This window comes from Massilia sp. DJPM01, from assembly GCF_030348125.1.
Taxonomy (GTDB): domain Bacteria; phylum Pseudomonadota; class Gammaproteobacteria; order Burkholderiales; family Burkholderiaceae_D; genus Telluria_A; species Telluria_A frigida.
The window spans coordinates 42,092-57,172 of sequence record NZ_JAQOZV010000027.1 but is presented as its reverse complement, the minus strand read 5'-3'; the positions used below and the strand labels follow the sequence as shown (position 1 = coordinate 57,172).

Annotated in this window: 13 protein-coding genes; 3 read left to right on the top strand and 10 right to left on the bottom strand. The window is 64.2% G+C overall.

All coding sequences use genetic code 11. The features are described 5' to 3' along the window. Window positions 1-113 precede the first annotated feature (113 nt). On the bottom strand, window positions 114-1,835 hold the full coding sequence (locus PO883_RS18175) for an ABC transporter substrate-binding protein (protein ID WP_289311021.1): 1,722 nt from the start codon (window positions 1,833-1,835) through the stop codon (window positions 114-116). Between the two features lie 151 nt (window positions 1,836-1,986). Between PO883_RS18175 and PO883_RS18170 the strand changes: the two genes are divergently transcribed. The 3 genes from PO883_RS18170 (at window position 1,987) to PO883_RS18160 (ending at window position 5,723) form a co-directional block, all read left to right on the top strand. Beyond that, complete coding sequence (locus PO883_RS18170; protein ID WP_289311020.1) at window positions 1,987-3,225, top strand: nucleoside recognition domain-containing protein; 1,239 nt, start codon at window positions 1,987-1,989, stop codon at window positions 3,223-3,225. Window positions 3,226-3,239: 14 nt separating this feature from the next. Further along, entirely contained in the window at window positions 3,240-4,697 is a 1,458-nt protein-coding gene (dacB, locus tag PO883_RS18165; RefSeq protein ID WP_289311019.1) for a D-alanyl-D-alanine carboxypeptidase/D-alanyl-D-alanine-endopeptidase, read from the top strand. A 165-nt stretch (window positions 4,698-4,862) separates the two neighbouring features. Beyond that, window positions 4,863-5,723, top strand: a complete 861-nt coding sequence (locus PO883_RS18160; protein WP_289311018.1) for a hypothetical protein — start codon at window positions 4,863-4,865, stop codon at window positions 5,721-5,723. Between the two features lie 151 nt (window positions 5,724-5,874). Here PO883_RS18160 and PO883_RS18155 read toward each other — a convergent pair whose 3' ends face one another. The 9 genes from PO883_RS18155 to PO883_RS18115 all read right to left on the bottom strand — a co-directional run bounded on the left by PO883_RS18155 (window position 5,875) and on the right by PO883_RS18115 (window position 14,920). Further along, window positions 5,875-6,276 (bottom strand): GNAT family N-acetyltransferase, encoded by a 402-nt coding sequence (locus PO883_RS18155; protein ID WP_289311017.1) that lies wholly within the window; start codon window positions 6,274-6,276, stop codon window positions 5,875-5,877. 75 nt (window positions 6,277-6,351) lie between these two features. Then, the gene (locus PO883_RS18150; protein WP_289311016.1) at window positions 6,352-6,963 is read right to left on the bottom strand and encodes a M15 family metallopeptidase; all 612 of its coding nucleotides are present in this window, start codon (window positions 6,961-6,963) and stop codon (window positions 6,352-6,354) included. An 80-nt stretch (window positions 6,964-7,043) separates the two neighbouring features. Then, window positions 7,044-7,838 (bottom strand): N-acetylmuramoyl-L-alanine amidase, encoded by a 795-nt coding sequence (locus PO883_RS18145; RefSeq protein ID WP_289311015.1) that lies wholly within the window; start codon window positions 7,836-7,838, stop codon window positions 7,044-7,046. Between the two features lie 29 nt (window positions 7,839-7,867). After that, window positions 7,868-8,806, bottom strand: coding sequence for an N-acetylglucosamine kinase (locus tag PO883_RS18140; RefSeq protein ID WP_289311014.1), 939 nt, complete (start codon window positions 8,804-8,806; stop codon window positions 7,868-7,870). Then, window positions 8,803-10,365: a glycoside hydrolase family 10 protein gene (locus tag PO883_RS18135; protein WP_289311013.1), complete on the bottom strand. Its 1,563-nt coding sequence runs from the start codon at window positions 10,363-10,365 to the stop codon at window positions 8,803-8,805. The genes PO883_RS18140 and PO883_RS18135 overlap by 4 nt, the downstream gene beginning before the upstream one ends. Before the next feature lie 85 nt (window positions 10,366-10,450). After that, entirely contained in the window at window positions 10,451-11,575 is a 1,125-nt protein-coding gene (locus PO883_RS18130) for an acyltransferase family protein (RefSeq protein ID WP_289311012.1), read from the bottom strand. A 10-nt stretch (window positions 11,576-11,585) separates the two neighbouring features. Continuing rightward, window positions 11,586-12,860 carry an MFS transporter gene (locus tag PO883_RS18125; protein ID WP_289311011.1) on the bottom strand — a complete coding sequence of 425 codons (1,275 nt, stop codon included), beginning with the start codon at window positions 12,858-12,860 and terminating at the stop codon, window positions 11,586-11,588. Between the two features lie 65 nt (window positions 12,861-12,925). Then, the gene (locus PO883_RS18120) at window positions 12,926-13,807 is read right to left on the bottom strand and encodes an N-acetylmuramic acid 6-phosphate etherase (protein WP_289311010.1); all 882 of its coding nucleotides are present in this window, start codon (window positions 13,805-13,807) and stop codon (window positions 12,926-12,928) included. Window positions 13,808-13,831: 24 nt separating this feature from the next. Next, complete coding sequence (locus tag PO883_RS18115; protein ID WP_289311054.1) at window positions 13,832-14,920, bottom strand: IS630 family transposase; 1,089 nt, start codon at window positions 14,918-14,920, stop codon at window positions 13,832-13,834. Window positions 14,921-15,081 lie beyond the last annotated feature (161 nt).

Genomic DNA, 15,081 nt, shown 5'->3' with positions numbered 1-15,081 from the left:
GTTTTTCTTGGCACGACGTCATCCATCGAATGCACGCAGGCCGGCTAATGAAATTTCCTAAGGCAACTATAACTTCAAGGCATGCTTGCGGCCAGTGCAATATTCACAATGCATCAACGTGCCATTTTACTGGCGCGCTCGCGCTGTTCCGGATCGATATCGAGGTAGCGCCATGTAGTGAATTCGACAGGATGGCGCTTGTAGTTTTTTAGCCACGGATGCTGCAGGTCAGCCGACAGCGGATGGGTCAGCGGCACCCAGGGGTTGTAGGCGTGGATCAACTGGTTCATTTCGCCATACAGTTTCTGGCGCGCCGGCGAGTCGCCCAGCTGGCGCGCCTGTTCGTAGCGCTCGTTATAGGCCGGCAAGTTGAAGCGCGCATAGTTGGCGCGGCCACGGTTGGCGCCGTACAGCAATTGGTAAAAATTGTCGCCGTCCGGAAAATCGGCGATCCAGTTGCTCTCGAACATTTGCACCTTGCCCAGGCGCGAAGCCTTGATGATTTCGGTCTTCTTGTCGGTCCGAAACACCACGCGCAAGCCGATGGCGTTCAGGTTCTTGCGCCACAGCTCGTCGCGCAGGCGCCCGCCGACGGTCGCCTCGCTGTGCATGGCCAGGGTCAGCGGCTTGCCGTCCGGACCACGCCGGAACCCGTCCGGGTCGCGCTGGCGGTAGCCGAAGCGCTCCAGCAGCGCTTGCGCCAGCGCCTTGTTGTACGGTACCGGACTGCGGTAGGCGGGGTCGTAGCCCAGCACATTCGGCGGCAGCGGCGATTCGGCGCGCAGGGCGAAGCCTTTCTTGAGCAGGCCGATATCTTCCGCGCTGTCGTAACTGAGCGCAATCGCCCGGCGCAGGGCCACCTTGTCCTTGCCGTAGCCGCCCAGCAGCGCGTCTTCCATGTTCATCCACATATAATATGTCTGGAGCACCGGGAAGCGGTTCAGCGCGATGCCGCGCGCCGCCAGTTCGGGTTTGAGCTGGCCGTTGCGGATCACCATGTCGGTCAGCGATTCCGGCACCTGTTCCAGGTAATCGACCTCGCCGCCCAAAAAGCCCAGCATGCGGCCCTGGAATTCCTCGGCGATGCGCGCCTCGACCCGGTCCAGCAGCGGCAGGCGCCGGCCGTGCCGGGTGATGCCCCAGTCGTGGTTGGCCAGCAGCACGATCTTGTCGCTGCGCTTCCACTCGCCCAGGCGGAACGGGCCGCTGCCGACCGGATGGTTGCCGGCCTGGCCAGGATAGGCCTCGATCACCTCGCGCGCCACCGCGCCCGTGGCCGGCGTCGCCAGGTAAAACAGGAAATTCTTGTCCGGCGCGGCCAGGGTGATGCGCAGGGTGTGGCGCTCGGGTGCCTGCAGGCCGGCGATCTCGGTGGCCTGGCTGAAATCGCCCTTGAGCGCGGCGTCGCCCTTGAGCTTGCCGTCGAACAGGAATAGCCATGGCGACTTGAGGGCCGGATCGTACAGGCGCTTGAGGCTGTAAACATAGTCGGCCGCCGTCACCTCGCGCCGCGCGCCGCGAAAGGCCGCATCGGTGCTGAACAGCATGCCGGGGCGCAGGCGGAAGGTGTACACCAGGCCATCGGCGCTCACCTCCGGCAGCGCGGCAGCCGCGTTGGCGCGCAGGGCCACCGGACGCGCGTCGTAATCGTAGCGCAGCAGCGGGTCGAACAGGTTTTCCAGCAGGCTCAGGGTGGCGATATCGGACGCCACCGCCGGGTCGAGCCCGGTTTCGCTGGTGGTCAGCAAGGTGTGCAGGACTTTCTCGCCCGCCCAGGCGGGGGCGGCGAGCAGCAGGGCGGCCGCGCTGGCGGCAAGAAGGCGGCGAATCGTCATGGCAAGTCCTCGTGGTCCGGTGGGTATGATAGGCCACAGTGATGCCTGCCGGCTTTTTACATCGTCGGGCTGCATGGTTTCCTTAATTCGGGGTAACCTGCGCCTATACTCTCGCTGCAACATCCGCCCATCAACGCGAAACGAATACGATATGGCATTAAATTACATCTGGTCCGGCTTTTTCCTGGTCGGCTTCCTGGCGGCGCTGGCGCAGTGGATTTTCCTGGGCGACACCGAGATTTTCAAGAAGATCGTCGACGGCACCTTCGAGTCGGCCAAGATGGGCGTGATGGATATTGCCCTGCCGCTGGCCGGCGTGATGACCTTGTGGCTCGGCATCATGAACATCGGCGAAAAAGCCGGCGCCATCGGCTGGCTGGCCAAGGTGATCTCGCCCTTTTTCTCGCGCATCTTTCCCGACGTGCCGAAAGACCACCCGGCCACCGGCCACATGGTGATGAATTTTTCCGCCAACCTGCTCGGGCTCGACAACGCCGCCACCCCGTTCGGCTTGAAGGCCATGGAAAGCTTGCAGACGCTTAATCCCGACAAGGACACGGCCAGCAACGCCCAGATCATGTTCCTGGTACTGCACACCTCCGGACTGACGCTCATTCCGCTGGCCATCATGGCCCAGCGCGCCATCCTGGGCGCCAAGGACCCGTCCGACATCTTCATTCCCTGCATGATCGCCACCTACGTGGCGACGCTGACCGGCATCATCGTGGTGTCGATCAAGCAGCGCATCAACCTGCTCAACCGCGTCGTGCTCGGCTGGCTGGGCGGGATGACGGCCGCCATCTGTTCGCTGGTCTTCTTTTTCACCAACTACCTCACCAAGCCGGAAATCGAGCTGGTATCGCGCGTGTCGAGCAACCTGATCCTGTTCTCGATCATCATCATCTTCATCCTCGGCGCCATGCGCAAGCAGGTCAATGTGTACGAAGCCTTCATCGAAGGCGCCAAGGGCGGCATCCAGACCTCGCTGACCATCATTCCCTATCTGGTGGGAATGCTGGTGGCAATCAGCGTGATCCGCAATTCGGGCGTGCTCGGCTTTGTGGTGCGCGGGCTGGAATGGGTGTTCATCAACCTCGGCATGCGCACCGAATTCACCCCGGCGCTGCCGACCGCGCTGATGAAGCCGCTTTCCGGCAGCGGATCGAAGGCGATGATGATCGATGCCATGACCACCTACGGCGTCGATTCCTTCGTCGGGCGCCTGGCCTGCATCTTCCAGGGCTCGGCCGACACCACCTTCTACATCGTGGCGCTGTACTTCGGCTCGGTGGGCATCCGCAAGACGCGCTATGCGATTTCGGCCGGCTTGATCGCCGACTTGGCCGGCATCGTCTCGGCCATCTTTGTCGCTTACCTGTTCTTCGGTTGATCATGGGAATTGCCATGCTGCGTCCACTCGCCCTTGCCGTCCTGCTGGCTTTTAGCCAAGCCGCCAGCGCCCAGTTGCCGGCGCCGGTCAGCCAGTTGCTGTTTGATGCCAACATTCCCGAAGATGCGATGAGCGCGCTGGTGCTGCGCGGCGACGTGGCGCTACTGTCGCACCTGGCCGAGCGTCCGCTCAATCCCGCCTCGACCATGAAACTGGTGACCACGCTGGTCGCGCTCGACCAGCTGGGGCCGGCGTTTCGCGGACGCACCGAGCTGCGCAGCGGCGCCAGCGTAGCCGGCGACGTGCTGCGCGGCGACCTGGTGCTGCGCGGCGGGGCCGACACCGATTTCAGCGGCGAGGTGCTCGAACGCATGCTGCAAGCACTGCGCAACCAGGGCATCCGCAAGATCGACGGGCGCCTGGTGCTGGACCGCCAGCTGTTCAACCCGGCCCGGCCCGATATCGGCGCGCCGCAGTTCGACGAATCGCCCGAGGCCTACACCAACGTGATTCCCGACGCGCTGATGGTCAACAAGAACATGCTCGAACTCGACCTGCGCTCGACGGGCGCCAGCGTGGCGGCGGTGGCCTGGCCGGCACTCGACGGCGTGACCATCAGCTCGGCCATGACCCTGGTCGACGCCGACTGCGGCAGCTGGGCCAATGGCTGGAAGCAGCCGGACGTGCAGCGCGACCGGCTCGGCAAGATCACGGTGCTGCTCAAGGGCAGTTTTCCTAAGCACTGCGCCAAGTCCTACCGGGTCAACCTGCTCGACCGCCAGGATTACCTCGACCGCCTGTTCCGCGCCATCTGGAAACGCCTGGGCGGGGTGCTGGCGGGCGACACCATCGAAGCGGCCACGCCGGCGGCCACGCGCCTGCTGGCCGAGCATGTGTCGCGCACCCTGCCCGACATCGTACGCGACTACAACAAGAGCTCCGACAACACCCTGGCGCGCACCGTGTTCCTGAGCCTGGGCAGCCTGGAAGCCGATCCGGTGGTGGGCAGCCGCGCGCTGGCCACGGTGCCGGGCGAAACCACCGTAGCGCGCGCCGACCGTACCGTGCGCGACTGGATGCGCGCGCGCGGCATCGACGATACGGGATTAGTGCTGGAAAATGGTTCGGGCCTGTCGCGCATCGAGCGCATCAGTGCGCTGCAGATGGGTGGTGTGCTGCAGGCCGGGCTGCGCAGCAACTGGTCGCCGGAATTGATGAGCAGCCTGCCGATCGCGGCGCTGGACGGCACCCTGCGCAAGCGGCTGGCCGACAGCCCGGCGGCCCAGCGCGCGCGCCTGAAAACCGGCACCTTGCGCAACGTGGTGGCGGTGGCCGGTTACGTGCGCGATGCGAACGGGCAGCAATGCGTGGTGGTAGGCATGATCAACAGCGAGCTGATCGGCAACGGCAAGGGCCGCGCCGTGCTCGATGCGCTGGTCGATTGGGTGGCCCGCTCCGGCACCGTTAATTAGCCCAAGCGAATTATCTGGAATCACACCGATACTGGCCAATATCGCACCGATACTAATCAAAACCGCACCAATACTTAGAAAACTGCACCGATACTGGAAAATTGCACCGATACTACCGAATCAGCGTAATGTCGGTAGAATCGGTTCACACTACCGAGCCAATCGATGCGCTATAACGGCCGCCTTACCACCGCAGTTCTCCTACAAGTCTTGACTGACATGGCCAAGGCTGGAGATGAGTACGTCTCATCGTCGCAATTGGTTAACGCCACCGGATCAAGCAAGGATGCGGTCAAGCGACTGTTGTCCAAATTGGCATCTGGCGGGCAGGTCGAGGTCGCAGGCAAAGCCCGCGCTACGCGCTATCGCCTGCTCACAACGAACGCGGCTGTTCCCCCTGAACAGGTGGCGACACCATTACTTGCCACAATACAACCAGTCGAGCTTGGCCCCCGCTGGCGCGCGGAAAGCCTTCAGCTCCGGCAACAACTGACAATGCCCTTGGCTGCGCGTACACCCGTCACGTATCGTCGGGAATTCGTTGACGACTACAAGCCCAACAGCACTTTCTTGCTGCCGCCTGAACTCGCAGAAGAACTGCTTGCGCTCGGTCATCTCCCAGGCCAACTTCCCGCCGGCACCTATGCTCGGAAAGTGCTGGAGCAATTACTCATCGACCTTTCATGGTCGTCGTCTCGTCTCGAAGGCAATCGCTACACGCTTCTGGATACGGCAGAGCTCTTCAAAAGCGGCGCTGCCGCTACCGACAGCGATGCTGTCATGCTGCTCAATCACAAAGCTGCCATTGAGTTCATTGTGGATGCTGTTCCCATGCAAGGGCTCAACACCAGCCTGATTCGCAATGTGCACGCCGTACTCATGCATGACTTGTTAGTTGATGTTGCGTCACTCGGCGCGATTCGCACGAAGGTAGTCAACCTCAGCGGCAGTACCTATATTCCGAACCAAGTCCCGGCGGTGTTGGAAGAGATGCCGAGGACACGGCAAGGTTCCAGCAATTGCTAGCCCAGGAACTGAACATCCTGGCAGATTTTAACTGTGCGCGTTACCGGCTTGGCATGAAAGAAACGCAAACCTGGATTGACGAGGGACGCCCTGGCCAGTAGCGCTCCGCAGTGCGCCGCCTTGATTGCCGATCCGCTGAGAAGCACTTGTTTCAGTGTTCGCTGCCGGCGTAGATCCACATCGGCGCGGTGCGGCCGGCGCGCGTGAAGCCCAGCGATTCGTAGAAGGCGATGGCGTCGCCGTCGGCGGTCAGCATCTGCTGGTGAAAGCCTGCGTAGCGCGCGCACAGCGCTTGCATCATCAGGCGTCCGATACCCTTGCGCTGGTGCGCCGGGTCGACCAGGAAATGCGGATAATAAACCACCAGATGCCCGTCCGAGATGGCACTGCCGATGCCGACCAGCACGCCATTCTCGCGCGCCGTGACCAGGCTGTGCGAGTTGCGCAGCGCCGCCATCAGCTGCGCCGGTTTGTCGGCGGAGGACCACGCGTTGGCGCGATACAGGGCAATGACCTCGGCGTCGCCGATCTGGTCGTCCAGGCTGATGTTCATGGGCAGGGGCAGCGTGCGCCGGATGTTGAAAGTGCTTTATGGTAACAGCCAGCGCTGCGACGCGCTGGCGCCGCTTTACAGCACGCGCTGGAAGGTTTGCCGCACCCGGTCGCGGTCGCCGCAATCGAAGTGCCACCATTCGCTGGCAATGCCCACAAAACCGGCCTGCGCCATCGCCGCGCGCAGCAGTTGCCGGTTTTCCACCTGGAGCGGCGTCAGTTCGCCGCGCGCCAGCAGCAGGGCTTCGCGCGCCGGGTGCGAGCGCTCGCTCATGTCGTCGAAGGCGGTGCCCATGTCGAGTTCACGCCCGTGTTCGTCGAGAATCGTGATGTCGAGCGCCATGCCGAAGGAGTGGATGGAACCGCGCTCGGGCGGCGCCAGGTACATGCGCAGGCCGGTACCGTCGAGCGCATCCCACAGCGCTTCCTGCACCCGCTGCGGGCGCAGCGCGTCGAGGACCAGCGCGGTGCAGCCGGGCCGCTCGCGCGCCAGCCAGGCCACCACCTGCTCCAGCGCTGCCGCCGCGTCGCGGTGCAGCCAGGCGCAGTCGAATGGCGAGTACAGGTCGCGCCCGGTGAAGTTATCGACGCCCGCATAGCGCAGGTCGACGGCAATCCCGGCAATATCCGACAAGTGCCGGAAGTCGGCACTCTGGCCCAGCTGTTCGATCGGCCAGCCCTCGATCATGATGGTGCCCCGCCGATCATCCCCGCCTGCATGAGGGCGTGGAACACGTCGATGTGGCGCAGGTGCATGGTCTGCTCCGCTTATGCCGCCGGCTTGGCGGCGGGCGCGGTCAGCGCGTCGAGCAGGGACGCCGTTTCGGCATCCGGCGTGCCGTCGATGGTGGCCGGGCGGTATTTCATCTGGAAGGCGCCGATGACGTTGCGGGTCGCTTCGTCGAGCAGGCCGGTCTGCGGTACCGCGTAGCCGACCGTGGCCAGGCGCGCCTGGAACCAGGCCACGTCGGGCAGCAGCAGGTCGTACCCGGGGCGCACGGCAGCCACCTTGGCGGCGTCGGGCCAGACCGCCAGGCCTTGCTGGGCCAGCTGGAACCACGGGAACATCGGACCCGGGTCCTGCTTGCGCTGGGGGGCGATGTCGCTGTGACCGAGGATGTTTTCCGGAGGGATATTGTGGCGCTTGACGATGTCTTGCAGCAGCGCGATCAGGCGGTCCACCTGGGCTTGCGGGAAGGGATACCAGATGCGGCCGCCGGGCGTGTCGGTGAAGCCGGGGTTGACGATTTCGATGCCGATCGAGCTGCCATTGAGCAGGGTGTAGTTTTTCCAGTTCGATACGCCGGCGTGGTTGGACTGGCGCGTTTCATCGACCAGGCCGTAGATGATGGGGCTGGTTTCGTCGGTCAGCAGGTAGTGGCTGCTCACGGTTTGCTGGGTCAGGACCTTGATCGATTGCGGCAGGTTGATGGCCGTGTAGTGCAGGATGACGAACTTGACGCGGCTGCTCTGGCCTTTGGCGGAATAAGTGTGGTCGATGGCGGGGCCGGTGGCGCAGCCGGTGAGCAGGGCGATCAGGAGCGTGGCGAGCAGGGTTTTCATCGGCGAGTAGAGGTAGAGGTGAGTTCTCGTTACCCCGTCGCTCCCGCCGAGTGCTGCCTTGGCACGGGAACGACGAGGGTGGTCGCGGCAATCCGCGCCGCTGCATGATGAGCGCGTGCCGTCGTCTGCGTCAAGCTTATCGTATCCGGCAAGCTGGCGCGCATTGTGTTCACAATCAAGGGATGCAGCGCGGCGGCGCGTCCCGCCAGCACCACTGGCCGCGCGCCGAAACGCGCCGTCAAGGCCAGCGCCAGGCGCGCCAGCTCGTGGCCCGCTTGCTCCAGTATCGCGGCCGCCACCGGATCGGCCTGCGCACTGGCGGCCACCGCCAGCGCCAGCCGGCCCACCGCGCCGCGTTCCTGTCCATAGATGAATTGGCGCGACAGCGCCCAGTCGTCGCCGCCAATCTGCGCGAACACCGCCTGCGCCATGGGCGAGGCGCGCCAGCGGCCCGGTTGCTCGTCTTCATTACGCCAGATGTGGCGCAGCGCCTCGCGCGCGATCCAGAAACCGCCACCGCCGTCGTCGAGCATCACGCCCCGTCCACCGGCGCGCTGGAACACGCCGTCGGCATCGATCCAGGCGCCGATCGATCCGGTGCCGGCATACACCAGGTAACCCTCGCCCGGCGCAAAACTGGCGAGATAGGCAATCTCGATATCGCTGCACAGCACGACCTGTTCATCCGGCAAACCGAGCGGTCCGGCCAGCCACGCTTGCAACTGCGCGCCATCACCGCCAAAGCCGGTCAGCCCGGCGCGCACCGCCTGCGCACGGCCATGGACCAGCACGGTGGCCGCCAGCGCGGCAAAACTGGCTTGCACGCTGGCACGGCCGTCCACGCTGCCCATCTGCAAGGCCGACAAACCGTCCACCTCGCCCTCGGCCACGATGGCGCCGCCAGCCGCCGCCAGCGCCCAGCGCGTGCGGGTGCCGCCGGCATCGATGCCGAGGCCCAGGCCACTCATGGCTTGAGGACCGACAGGCGTTCGCCCTCGTTACCCAGGCGGTCGACCGCGCTGACGAACACGGCGCTGGCCGGGCCGAGCTTGGCGTCGTCCAGCACGGTCCAGTCGGCGCGCGAAGCGGGCACGACCGCAAAACGCCATTCGCCGCCGTGGCGCGACCAGATCGCATAGTGCGCGTTGGCCTTGCCGGCCGTCAGTTTCAAGGCCACGCCGTTGCCCTCGCGCCGCGCGCTGACCGTCGGCAAGCCGGGCGCGTCGTCGCCCAGCCACGGCGAGGCCGGCACCAGCGCCGGCGCGACGTAATGGCCGCTCTTGAGCTGCTCGCTGATGCCCTGGCGGTTATCCATCAGCGCCACCATGCTGAAATGCACGTGGCCGCCGGCGCCCGGACGGCTGCGCGTGACGCCGATCTGCTGCACGATTTCGTTGGCCTGGTAGCCCTTGCTGGCAGCCCCGATGCGGCTGGTGAACAAACCGGGCCAGATGTGGCGCCGCTTGCCGTTTTGCCCGACCCAGTAGTCGAGCAGCACGTCGTAGGCTTGCGGGGCCTGGCCGATGGCCCAGTACAGCTGGGGCGAAAGATAGTCGAGCCAGCCGTTGGCGAGCCACAGTTCGGCGTCGGCGTACAGCTTGTCGTACTGGCTGAAGCCGACAATGCCGCGCGGGCGCCGGTCCGGACGGCCGATGCCGAAGGGACTGATGCCGAAACGCACCCAGCTTTTCTCGCGGTGGATGCCGGCGTACATCGCTTCGATCAGCTTGTTGACGTTCTGGCGGCGCCAGTCGGCACGCTCCAGCTTGCCGCCGGAGAGCAGGTAGCGCTGCCAGGCCGGCTGGTCGGGAAACTCCAGTTCGGCCTTGGGCACGTAGGCGCCGTCGAGCGCGGCCGTTTCCGCGCCGCTGGCGCCGGGCGCTTCGATCGGATACGGATAGAAATAGTCATCGAGGTGCACGCCGTCGATGTCGTAGCGGCGCACCACGTCGAGGATCACGTCCAGGGTGTGCTTGGACGCCGACTCTTCGCCCGGGTCCATCCACAAAAAGCGCCCGTAACTCTTCACCGCCGCCGGATTGGCCTTGGAAATATGGTCGTGCGAGGGGGGCGACTTGGCGGTGGCGTGGCGCGCGCGGTAGGGGTTGAACCAGGCGTGCAACTCCAGCCCGCGCGCATGGGCCTGGGTGACCCAGAACTTGAGCGGGTCGTACCACGGCTGCGGCGCCTGGCCCTGGGTGCCGCTCAGGTACTCGGTCCACGGTTCCAGCTTGGATGGATAGATGGCATCGGCGCTGGGCCGCACCTGCAGCACGATGGCGTTCAGGTTCATGGCCTTGGCGCGGTCCAGGATGGCCAGTGCCTCGGCCTGCTGTTTCTCGGCCGGCAGATTGGCGCGCGACGGCCAGTCGATATTGGCCACCGTCGAGACCCAGGCGGCGCGAAATTCGCGCGGCGCCAGCGGCGGCACGGTCTCGCTGCCGCCCTGGATGGTGGCCGGGCTGGGCACCACGCCCACGGCCCCGCCCGTCCCAGCCACCGGCGTGGCCGTGGTACACGCTGTCATCAACCCGCTCAGCGCCATGGCGCCGGCTACCCCTGCTCGCGCGAATGCGCGTCTTGTCCTGTTCGGCTGCAAACCATTCCCCAATTTAAACTTTTACAAACCATTTCTTGCGCCACATCCACCATGCAAGCAAGAACATCGCCGCATTAAACAGCAGAGCATAAAGCAAAGAGCTGTTGACAGGCGACACGCCTAGCGCGCAGACCTGTGCATACAGCCCTTGCGCCAGCGACACACCGCCGACCTCGATCAAGCCCAGCATTTTAGACACCAGCCCGGAAAACGCGAAAATGAACAGCGCATTCATGCCATAAATAATCAGCGGCGTGCTCCAGCGCGCCGCCGCGCTGCGCAGCGGGAGATGGGGATTGGCGTCGAGCAGCCAGTAAAAGCTGGAAAACACGATCAGCGCCCAGCCCGTCATGAACAGGCAGAACGACGGCGTCCACAGGCTCTTGTTGATCGGCATGAGCACGACGTCGAGCATGGCGCCGATCCACAGCAGGGCCAGGCCGGCCAGCAGCATCCAGACGGTCTGTTCCGTGCGCGAGTGGCTTGAGAGCAACCAGCGCCCCGCCAGCACGCCCAGCAGCTGGCTGCACAGGGCGGGGATGGTCGAGAGCAGACCTTCCGGGTCCCAGGTTTTGGATTGCGGCCACAGGTGACCGTCCAGCAGCAGGCGGTCGATCCAGGCGCCGACGTCCTGGCCCGGTTCGAGCACGCCGGCGCCGATGCCGGGCACCGGCATCCACAGCATCAGCACGCTGTAGAACGCCAGCAGGCCGGCGATCCACAGCACTTGCTGGCGCCAGCTGAAATACAGCACGATGGGCGCGGCCAGCAGGGTGCAGATGGCAATGCGCTGCAGCACGCCGGGAATGCGCACGGTGGACAGGTCGAAGCCGGGGATCAGGTTGAGCGCCAGGCCGATCAGGAAGATGATGCCCGCGCGCACGGCCAACTTGCGCAGCAGGGTCGGCTTGTCGGCCCCGGCGGCGGCCAGGCGCCCCAGCGAGAACGCCATCGAGACCCCGCCGATGAACAGGAAGAAGGGGAAAATCCAGTCGGTGAAGGTCCAGCCATGCCAGTGGGCGTGCGCCAGCTGGGAATACAGCTGGCTCCAGTCGCCCGGATTGTTGACCAGGGTCATGGCCGCGATGGTGAAGCCGCGGAAGGCATCCAGCGAGGCGAGGCGGGCTGGCGCCGTCATTGATCCGCCATCATTTATCAACCCGCTTGCCGAATTCCGGATCGATTTTCACCAGCGCCGCCATGATGAAGGCGGGAATCGTCATCAGGCACACGTAGATGAAGAAATGCTGGTAGCCCAGGACTTCCTGGATTTTTCCGCTGAACATGCCCGGCACCATCATGCCGAACGCCATCAGCCCGGTGCAAATGGCGTAATGGGCGGTCTTGTGTTCGCCGTCCGAGACCATGATCATGTATAGCATCATGGCGGTGAAACCGAAACCGTAGCCAAATTGCTCCAGCGCGATGCTCGATGCGATCAGCACGAAATTTTGCGGCAGGGCAGTGGCCAGGTAGACGAACACGACGTCGGGAAGGTGCACCGCGAACACCATCAGCCACAGACAGCGCTTCAGGCCCAGGCGCGAAATCAGGAAGCCGCCCAGCAGGCCCCCCAGGGTCAGCGCGATGATGCCGATGGTGCTGTACCCCAGCCCGATCTGCGCGGTCGTCATGCCGAGGCCACCCTTGGCGACCGGGTCCTTCATGAAGGGAATCGCCAGCTTGAGCAACTGCGATTCGCCCAGGCGGAAGGTCAGGATGAAGCCGAGGATCAGCCAAATGTCGCGCTTGCCGAAAAAAGAGGCAAAGGTGGCAAAGAATTCGGCCAGCTTGTTGTCGCCCCCAAGCACGGTCTTGTCCTCGGCCGGGCGCTCCAGCACCACGCTGTGATAGGCGAACAGGCCCACGAACAGCGCCGCCAGCACGGAGAACACGACCGTCCAGGCAAACACGGCGTCGCCGGTGCGGGTGGTCAGATGGCCGGCCAGCATGCCCATGGCGCCGCCGCCGGCAATCGTGGCCAGCCGGTAAAAGGTACTGCGCACGCCGACAAAGGCGGCTTGCTGGTATTGCTTCAGGCCCAGCATGTAAAAGCCGTCGGCGGCGATGTCGTGGGTGGCGGAAAAGAAGGCCATCACCCACAGCACGCCCAGGCTGATCTGGAACCAGCCCGGCAGGTGCATGGTGAAGCCGACCGCGCCCAGCCCGGCGCCGATGGCCAGCTGCATGTTGACGATCCACCAGCGCTTGGTGCGCACCAGGTCGACCAGGGGCGACCACAGCGGCTTGATGACCCAGGGCAGGTACAGCCAGCTGGTGTAGAAGGCGATATCGTCGTTGCTCACGCCGCGGTCCTTGTACATCAGGACCGACAGGGTCATCACCACCACGTAGGGAATGGCTTGACCGAAATACAGGGAGGGCACCCACAGCCACGGACTTTTCTGTTGCGCAGTTTGCATAATTCTTTCGTGATCATGCAGGCCGGGCGGCCGCCGCCGCCGTCGCGCAAGCCACGCAAAGGCAGTCAGGCGGCCAGTGCCTGGCGCACGCTGCCGCGCGCACTGTCAAGCAAGACCCTGGCCTGGGCGATACTGGTTTTTTTGATCAGGGCCACGATGGCGACCTTGACATGGAAATCGCATTGTTCCAGCACCGCGCGGGCGGCGGCCTCGTCGGCGCCGCTGGCAAACATCGTAAGGCGGACCGCGCGCAGCACCAGCTTGGCATTGGTTGGCTTCAAGTCTACCATCAGGTTGCCGTAGACCTTGTGTAAACGCACCATCAGGGCGCTCGAAAAGGTGTTCAGGGCGATTTTCTGGGAAGTGCCGGCCTTCAGGCGGGTGCTGCCGGAAATGACTTCCGGGCCGGTATCGAGGGTGATGCCGATCTGCGCTTCGCGCACCACCGGCGCGTCGGGATTGTTGGCGAAGCCGATCGTCAGGGCGCCGGCCGCGGCGGCGGCGCGCAGGGCGCCCAGCACATAGGGCGTGGCGCCGGAGGCGGCCAGCAGCAGCACCACGTCGTCGCGCCCCGGGTTGAGCGCGCGCAGGTCGGCTGCGCCCTGGGCGCTGTCATCCTCGGCGCCTTCGACGGCGACGAACATGGCGTCGATGCCGCCGGCCAGCAGCGCCAGCGCGCGCTCGTGCGGCCAGGAAAAGGTGGGATACAGTTCAACGCTGTCGAGCACGCCCAGGCGACCCGAGGTGCCGGCGCCCACATACATGAGGCGCCCGCCGGCATCGATACGCGGCAGGGCGGCCGTGACGGCGGCGGCGATCTGGCTTGACGCGGCCCGCACCGCGCGCACGGCATTGAACTGGTCATCGATGAGGGTATCGACCAGTTCGCCGGTGGGGTACTGGTCCAGGTCCGCATGCCGCCGGTCGGGAATTTCTGTGTTCAGCATGGCCGCTCCGCTACATCGATGCGGTTAGTGTGGTGAGTCAGAAATTCGCAGACAAGATCGCTCCATGCTGGCGAGGATCGCGTCGGCCGGTTTTGTCCAGATGAAGGGCTTGGGTTCGGCGTTATTCAGTGCCAGGCAAGAGCGAATGGCATCCTCCAACTGACGTGTGGAACGATGCGTTCCACGCCGAATCTGCTTCTCGGTCAAGGTGGCAAACCAGCGCTCGGCCTGCTTGAACCACGACACTGAAGCTGATGTGAAATGGACATGAAACCGGGGATGGCGAGCAAACCAGCTCCGCATTGCAGGCGTTTTATGCGTGCCGTCATTGTCCATCACGAGATGGATCTCCAGTTCAGTCGGGACGGACGCCTCGATAGCACGCAAGAACGTTAAAAATTCGCTGCTGCAATGCCGACGATATAACTCGCCGGTCACCTTGCCGGTAGCGATGTCAAGCGCAGCAAAAAGCGTGGCCGTTCCATGCCGCTCGTCATCGTGGGTACGCCGTTCGGCGACTCCTGGTGCCAAAGGAAGAATCGGCTGAGTCCTGTCGAGTGCCTGAATCTGGCTTTCCTCGTCAACGCACAGCACCATGGCCTTGACTGGCGGATCAATATACAGCCCCACAATGTCGCGGGTCTTTTCAACAAACAAGGGGTCGGTGGAGAGCTTGAACGTTTCCTGGCGGTGCGGTTGCAAACCAAAAGCGCGCCAGATTCTGCTGACTGCGCTCTGTGATAGCCTTGCCTCCTTCGCCATCGTCCGGGTGCTCCAATGGCTTGCGTTCATCGGCTGCGTTTCCAGCGTCTTGGCGATCACGGCATCAACTCGCGCATCGTCGATTGTGCGTGGCGCACCAGGGCGCGGCGCATCAAGCAAACCATCGAGCCGCCGTTGCAAGAACCGGCCGCGCCACTTGCACACCGTCTGTTTCGCCACTTTTAACTCCGCAGCGACTGCCTTGTTCTCAGCGCCACTTGAACACGCCAGCACGATCCGCGAACGCAATGCCAGTGCTTGTGCCGTCTTACGGCGCCTGGCCCAGACCGACAACTGATCGCGTTCCGTGTCCTTCAACACCAACTCCGCCTTGGGACGTCCTGCTCCCATCACAGCCTCCATGTTGCGCATTGAATGCATACAACATAGTCCATGTAGAAAATTAGTCAATGAATTTTTAACTCAGGACACTCGCCACTGATCGCATGCGGGCCGCGAACATGTGGCCCACGACGGCAGCGCGCCCAGCTTATTCGCGCAGAACAGAACTC